Raw genomic sequence first — 7,114 nt, forward strand, 5'->3', positions numbered from 1 at the left:
CTCCTCGGAGCGACATCCCGCGTCCGCCGCGGAATCCGGTGGCCGGCTTCGGTCTGACCTTCAAGGCCATGTTCAAGAAGCGGCTGACGGAGCAGTATCCGGAGACGCCGAAGGTCACCGCGCCGCGCTTCCACGGCCGGCACCAGCTCAACCGCCATCCGGACGGCCTGGAGAAGTGCATCGGCTGCGAGCTGTGCGCGTGGGCCTGCCCGGCGGACGCGATCTATGTGGAAGGCGCGGACAACGCGGAGGAGGAGCGCTACTCCCCGGGGGAGCGTTACGGCCGCGTCTACCAGATCAATTACGCGCGCTGCATCTTCTGCGGACTGTGCATCGAGGCGTGCCCGACCCGGGCGCTCACGATGACCAACGAGTTCGAGCTGGCCGACAGCTCCCGCGAGAGCCTCATTTATACGAAGGAGCAGCTTCTCGCGGGCCTGGAGGAGGGCATGGTCGAGTCGCCGCACTCGATCTTCCCCGGCACGGACGAGCAGGACTACTACCGGGGTCTGGTCACGGAGGCCGCGCCCGGCACGGTCCGGCAAGTGGCCGTCAGCAAGGGCGAGAAGCCGCAGGACGAGGGGGCCGAGGCATGAGCCTCCTGGCAAGCTCCCTGGCAGGACCCGCGGGTGGTCAGCTGTCCGGCACGCTGGCGCCGGCGCTCGCCGCCGGGTCGCTCACCTCGACCGGTGAGGCCGTCCAGTTCTGGATCCTCGGCACGGTCGCCGTGGTCGGCGCGCTCTGCACGATCCTGATGAAGAAGGCCGTGCACAGCGCGCTGTGCCTCGCCGCCACCATGATCATCCTGGCGGTCTTCTACCTCGCCAACGGGGCCTACTTCCTGGGTGTCGTCCAGATCGTCGTCTACACCGGCGCGATCATGATGCTGTTCCTCTTCGTGGTCATGCTGGTCGGTGTCACCGCGGCCGACTCCCTGAAGGAGACGCTGAAGGGCCAGCGCTGGTGGGCCGCCGCCTGCGGGCTCGGCTTCGGCGTGCTGCTCATCGCCGGGATCGGCAACGCCTCGCTGAACTCCTTCACGGGGCTCGCCCAGGCCAACGCGGGCGGCAACGTGGAGGGCCTGGCCGCCCTGATCTTCACGAAGTACGTCTTCGCCTTCGAGATCACCGGCGCGCTGCTGATCACCGCGGCGGTCGGCGCGATGGTGCTCACGCACCGGGAGCGCACCGAGCGGGCCAGGACCCAGCGGGAGCTGGCCGAGGCGCGGGTGCGGAGCGGCCAGCTGCCGCCGCTGCCCGCCCCCGGTGTCTACGCCCGGCACAACGCGGTGGACATCGCGGGCCTGCTGCCGGACGGCACCGCGTCCGAGCTGACGGTCAGCAGGACGCTGAAGGACCGGGGCCAGATCCGCGACGTGTCGGACGAGGCCATCGCGGACCTGAGGGCGCTGGAGCAGCGGTCGTCGGAGCGGCTGGGCCGCCGCGGCCTGGACCCCGCGGATTCAGGCCGTACGGATCCTGACGGTACGGATTCCGGCCGTACGGGTTCGGGGCACGTGGACAAGGAGGTCAAGCGGTGAATCCGGTCAACTACCTCTACCTCGCCTCCCTGCTGTTCACCATCGGCGCCGCCGGTGTGCTGATCCGGCGGAACGCGATCGTGGTCTTCATGTGCGTCGAGCTGATGCTCAACGCCTGCAACCTGGCGTTCGTCGCCTTCGCCCGGATGCACGGCAATCTCGACGGCCAGATCATCGCGTTCTTCACGATGGTCGTCGCCGCCGCGGAGGTCGTGGTCGGGCTCGCGATCATCGTCTCGCTGTTCCGTTCCCGCCACTCGGCCTCGGTCGACGACGCCAGCCTGATGAAGCTCTGAGGGGTCGCTGAATCGTGGAGAACTTGATTGCGCTGCTCGTCGCGGCGCCTCTGCTCGGAGCGGCGGTCCTGCTGTGCGGCGGTCGCCGGCTCGACCGCGCGGGCCACTGGCTCGGCACACTGCTGGCCGCCGCGTCCTTCGTGATCGGCGTGGTGCTCTTCGGCGACATGCTCGGCAGGAGCGGCGAGGACCGCTCCCTGCACCAGCACCTGTTCTCCTGGATCCCCGTCGAGGGCTTCCAGGCGGACGTCGCCTTCCAGCTCGACCAGTTGTCGATGACCTTCGTCCTGCTGATCACCGGTGTGGGCACCCTGATCCACATCTACTCGATCGGGTACATGGAGCACGACGAGCGGCGGCGCCGCTTCTTCGGCTACCTGAACCTGTTCCTGGCGGCGATGCTGCTGCTGGTCCTCGCGGACAACTACCTGCTGCTGTACGTCGGCTGGGAGGGCGTGGGCCTCGCCTCGTACCTGCTCATCGGGTTCTGGCAGCACAAGCCGAGCGCGGCGACGGCGGCGAAGAAGGCGTTCCTCGTCAACCGTGTCGGTGACATGGGTCTGTCGATCGCGATCATGCTGATGTTCACGACATTCGGCACGTTCGCCTTCGGCCCGGTCTTCGCCGCCACCGGCGACGCGACCGAGGGCAAGCTGACGGCGATCGGCCTGATGCTGCTGCTGGCCGCCTGCGGCAAGTCGGCCCAGGTGCCGCTCCAGTCCTGGCTGGGCGACGCGATGGAGGGCCCGACCCCGGTCTCGGCCCTGATCCACGCGGCGACGATGGTCACCGCGGGCGTCTACCTGATCACCCGCTCCTCCGCGATCTTCAACCTGGCCCCGGACGCCCAGTTGGCGGTCGTGGTGGTCGGCGCGGTGACGCTGCTCTTCGGTGCGATCGTCGGTTGCGCGAAGGACGACATCAAGAAGGCCCTCGCGGGTTCGACGATGTCGCAGATCGGCTACATGATCCTGGCGGCGGGCCTCGGCCCGATCGGCTACGTCTTCGCGATCATGCACCTGGTGACGCACGGCTTCTTCAAGGCCGGTCTCTTCCTCGGCGCCGGTTCGGTCATGCACGGCATGAACGACGAGGTCGACATGAGGAAGTACGGCGGCCTGCGGACGTACATGCCCGTCACCTTCGTCACCTTCGGCCTCGGCTACCTCGCGATCATCGGCTTCCCCGGCCTCTCCGGCTTCTTCTCCAAGGACAAGATCATCGAGGCGGCCTTCGCCAAGGGCGGCACGGAGGGCTGGATCCTCGGCGCCGTCACCCTGCTGGGCGCCGCGATCACCGCGTTCTACATGACACGCGTGATGCTGATGACCTTCTTCGGCGAGAAGCGCTGGCAGCCGGACGAGAAGGGCAACCCGCCGCACCCGCACGAGTCCCCGAAGTCCATGACCATCCCCATGATCGTCCTGGCGTTCGGCTCGGTCTTCGCCGGCGGGTTCTTCTCCATCGGCGACCGCTTCCTGCACTGGCTGGAGCCCGTCACCGGACACGACCACGGAGACGCGCCGATCAGCGCGGGCGCCGTCACCGGCGCCACCATGGTCGTCCTGGTCATCGGGGTCGCCGTCGCCTGGTTCCTGTACGGCCGCCGGCCCGTCCCGGTGGTCGCTCCGCGCGGCTCGCTCGCCACCCGCGCCGCCCGCCGCGACCTGTACCAGGACGACTTCAACCACGTGGTCCTGGTGCGCGGCGGCGAACACCTCACCCGCTCCCTGGTCTACGTCGACCACACCCTGGTCGACGGGGTGGTCAACGGCACCGCGGCCTCGTTCGGCGGGCTCTCAGGACGGCTGCGCAAGCTGCAGAACGGCTATGCCCGCACCTATGCGGTCTCGATGTTCGGAGGTACGGCAGTGCTCATCGCCGCGACCCTGCTGATGAGGGCGGTGTAACCGGATATGTCGTTCCCCCTTCTGACCGCGACGGCGGCGCTGCCCGCGATCGGGGCGATCGCCACGGCGGCCGTCCCGGCCGCCCGGCGCACCGCCGCCAAGTGGCTGGCGCTGCTCTTCTCGCTCGCCACGCTCGTGCTGGCCGCCGTGGTGCTGGTCCGCTTCGAGCCCGGCGGCGCCCGCTACCAGCTCACCGAGTCCCACGCCTGGATCGCGGACTTCGGCGTGCGGTACGAACTGGGCGTCGACGGCATCGGGGTGGCGCTCCTCGCGCTCACCGCGCTGCTGGTCCCGTTCGTGATCCTGGCGGGCTGGCACGACGCCGACCCGCTGGAAGAGGTGAACCCGAACCGCCGCTGGCGGCCGACCCAGGGCTTCTTCGCGCTGATCCTGATGGTCGAGGCGATGGTGATCCTCTCCTTCGAGGCCACCGACGTCTTCCTCTTCTACATCCTCTTCGAAGCCATGCTCATCCCGATGTACTTCCTCATCGGCGGCTTCGGTGACCGCGCCGCACCTGCTCAGTTCGCCGCCACCGCGGCGGGGGGCGGCGATGAGGCGGCGGCGACGCAACGCTCCTACGCGGCCGTCAAGTTCCTGCTCTACAACCTGGTCGGCGGGCTGATCATGCTGGCCGCCGTCATCGGCCTCTACGTGGTCGCGGGCACCTTCTCGCTCTCCGAGATCGCGGAGGCGCGGGCCAACGGCACCCTGTCCATCGCGACGAACACCGAACGCTGGCTGTTCCTCGGCTTCTTCTTCGCCTTCGCGGTGAAGGCCCCTCTCTGGCCGCTGCACACCTGGCTGCCCAACGCCATGGGAGAGGCCACCGCGCCCGTCGCCGTACTGATCACCGCGGTCGTCGACAAGGTCGGCACCTTCGCGATGCTCCGCTTCTGCCTCCAGCTCTTCCCCGAGGCGTCCAAGTGGGCCACCCCCGCGATCCTCGTACTGGCGCTGATCAGCATCATCTACGGGGCGCTCCTCGCGGTCGGCCAGCGCGACATGAAGCGGCTGATCGCCTACGCGTCGATCTCGCACTTCGGCTTCATCATCATGGGCATCTTCGCGATGACCAGCCAGGGCCAGTCGGGCGCCACGCTCTACATGGTCAACCACGGGATCTCCACGGCCGCGCTGATGCTGGTGGCCGGCTTCCTGATCTCCCGGCGCGGCTCCCGGCTCATCGCGGACTACGGCGGGGTGCAGAAGGTCGCCCCGGTCCTCGCCGGGACGTTCCTGATCGGCGGGCTCGCCACGCTCTCGCTGCCGGGGCTCTCCCCGTTCGTGAGTGAATTCCTCGTCCTGGTCGGCACGTTCAGCCGGTATCCGGTGGTCGGCATCATCGCCACCCTCGGCATCGTGCTCGCCGCGCTCTACGTCCTGGTCCTCTACCAGCGCACGATGACCGGCGCGGTCAGGGCCGAGGTCAGGACCATGCCGGATCTGCGGATCCGGGAGCTGGTGGTCGTCACCCCGCTGATCGCGCTGCTCCTCTTCCTGGGCGTCTACCCGAAGCCGCTGACCGAGATCGTCAACCCGGCGGTGGAGCACACGATGTCCGACGTACAGAAGACCGATCCCAAGCCCGAGGTGGAGGCCGCTCCGTGAGTGCGACTGTCGTCCACAACCTGTGGACAACGACGGCGGCCGAGGGAATCGCCAAGATCCCGGCCCCGAAGATCGAGTACGCGCAGCTCTCGCCCGTGCTGATCGTGCTGGCCGCCGCGGTCCTGGGCATCCTGGCCGAGGCGTTCGTCCCCCGCAAGGCGCGCTACCACGCGCAGCTCTTCCTCTCCGTCGTCGCCCTGGCCGCGTCCTTCGCGGCGGTGGTCGGACTCGCGGCGGGCGGATACGGCACGACGAAGAAGCACATCGCCGCGATGGGCGCCATCGCCATCGACGGCCCGACGCTCTTCCTCCAGGGCACGATCCTGCTGGCGTCGGTCGTCGCCGTGTTCACCTTCGCCGAGCGCAGGCTCGACCCGGAGACACACGGCAACCGCGTCGACTCCTTCGTCGCGCAGGCCGCCGCCGTACCGGGGAGCGACAGCGAGAAGGCCGCCGTCAAGGCCGGGTTCACCACCACCGAGGTGTTCCCGCTGCTGATGTTCGCGGTGGCCGGCATGCTGGTCTTCCCGGCCGCCAACGACCTGCTGACGCTCTTCATCGCGCTGGAGGTCTTCTCCCTCCCGCTCTACCTGCTCTGCGCCCTCGCCCGCCGCAAGCGGCTGATGTCGCAGGAAGCCGCCGTCAAGTACTTCCTGCTGGGCGCCTTCTCGTCGGCGTTCCTGCTCTTCGGGGTCGCCCTGCTCTACGGGTACGCGGGCTCCGTCTCGTACGCCCGGATCGCCGAGGTCGTCGACGGCACCGTCCAGAGCGTCGACCCGGCGCTCGCCGACACCATGGGCAACGACGCGCTGCTGCTCATCGGCGGTGCGATGGTCCTGATGGGGCTGCTCTTCAAGGTCGGTGCCGTCCCGTTCCACATGTGGACCCCGGACGTCTACCAGGGCGCGCCCACCCCGGTCACCGGCTTCATGGCGGCGGCGACGAAGGTCGCCGCGTTCGGCGCGCTGCTGCGCCTGCTGTACGTGGTGCTGCCCGGCCTGCGCTGGGACTGGCGGCCGGTGATGTGGGGCGTCGTCATCCTCACGATGCTGGGCGGCGCGATCGTCGCCATCACCCAGACCGACATCAAGCGGCTGCTGGCGTACTCCTCGATCGCCCACGCCGGGTTCATCCTGGCCGGTGTGATCGCGGGGACCAGTGAGGGGATCTCGTCCGTCCTCTTCTATCTGGCGGCGTACTCCTTCGTGACGATCGGCGCGTTCGCGGTCGTCACCCTGGTCCGCGACGCGGGCGGCGAGGCCACCCACCTCTCCAAGTGGGCGGGGCTCGGCCGGCGTTCGCCCCTGGTGGCGGCGGTCTTCGCGGTCTACCTGCTCGCCTTCGCGGGTATCCCGCTGACCTCGGGCTTCTCGGGGAAGTTCGCGGTCTTCAAGGCGGCGGCCCAGAGCGGCGCGGGCGCGCTGGTGGTGGTCGGTGTGATCGCCTCGGCCATCGCGGCGTTCTTCTACATCCGGGTCATCGTGCTGATGTTCTTCAGCGAGCCGAAGCCGGACGGCCCCACGGTCGCCGTGCCGTCACCGCTCACGATGACGGCCATCGGCGTGGGCGTCCTGGTCACCCTGGTCCTGGGCGTCGCCCCGCAGTACTTCCTCGACCTGGCGAGCCAGGCGGGAGGCTTCGTACGGTAGCGGTGGCTGTCGTACACGGAACAGCGGGCCCACAGTGGTGCCCCGGAGGCCGGTCGGGCGGATTCTCGGCCTCCCGGGGGCCCCCGAGGGGCCGCGGGCGCGGCTACG

6 protein-coding genes are annotated in these 7,114 nt (G+C 69.1%); all 6 read left to right on the forward strand.

The genetic code is table 11. The annotated features are described in order from the left end of the window. The first annotated feature begins 14 nt into the window (after positions 1–14). The 6 genes from nuoI to nuoN are packed head-to-tail and all read left to right on the forward strand — an operon-like array spanning position 15 to position 7,006. On the forward strand, positions 15–596 hold the full coding sequence (gene nuoI / locus ACFXPL_RS27840) for an NADH-quinone oxidoreductase subunit NuoI (RefSeq protein ID WP_329829640.1): 582 nt from the start codon (positions 15–17) through the stop codon (positions 594–596). Next, the gene (locus ACFXPL_RS27845; protein WP_384924671.1) at positions 593–1,540 is read left to right on the forward strand and encodes an NADH-quinone oxidoreductase subunit J; all 948 of its coding nucleotides are present in this window, start codon (positions 593–595) and stop codon (positions 1,538–1,540) included. Before nuoI ends, ACFXPL_RS27845 begins: the two co-directional genes overlap by 4 nt. Further along, positions 1,537–1,836 (forward strand): NADH-quinone oxidoreductase subunit NuoK, encoded by a 300-nt coding sequence (gene nuoK / locus ACFXPL_RS27850; RefSeq protein WP_384924673.1) that lies wholly within the window; start codon positions 1,537–1,539, stop codon positions 1,834–1,836. The genes ACFXPL_RS27845 and nuoK overlap by 4 nt, the downstream gene beginning before the upstream one ends. Before the next feature lie 14 nt (positions 1,837–1,850). Then, positions 1,851–3,746, forward strand: a complete 1,896-nt coding sequence (gene nuoL / locus ACFXPL_RS27855) for an NADH-quinone oxidoreductase subunit L (protein WP_384924675.1) — start codon at positions 1,851–1,853, stop codon at positions 3,744–3,746. 6 nt (positions 3,747–3,752) lie between these two features. Beyond that, entirely contained in the window at positions 3,753–5,357 is a 1,605-nt protein-coding gene (locus ACFXPL_RS27860; RefSeq protein ID WP_384924677.1) for an NADH-quinone oxidoreductase subunit M, read from the forward strand. Continuing rightward, positions 5,354–7,006 (forward strand): NADH-quinone oxidoreductase subunit NuoN, encoded by a 1,653-nt coding sequence (nuoN, locus tag ACFXPL_RS27865; RefSeq protein WP_384924679.1) that lies wholly within the window; start codon positions 5,354–5,356, stop codon positions 7,004–7,006. Before ACFXPL_RS27860 ends, nuoN begins: the two co-directional genes overlap by 4 nt. Positions 7,007–7,114: the final 108 nt, after the last annotated feature.

It is taken from the genome of Streptomyces sp. NPDC059092 (assembly GCF_042756365.1).
GTDB lineage: Bacteria > Actinomycetota > Actinomycetes > Streptomycetales > Streptomycetaceae > Streptomyces.

Coding starts and splice junctions, on each gene's coding strand:
- ACFXPL_RS27845 (WP_384924671.1), top strand. CDS start 593: ATGAGCCTCCTGGCAAGCTCCCTGGCAGGACCCGCGGGTGGTCAGCTG.
- ACFXPL_RS27860 (WP_384924677.1), top strand. CDS start 3,753: ATGTCGTTCCCCCTTCTGACCGCGACGGCGGCGCTGCCCGCGATCGGG.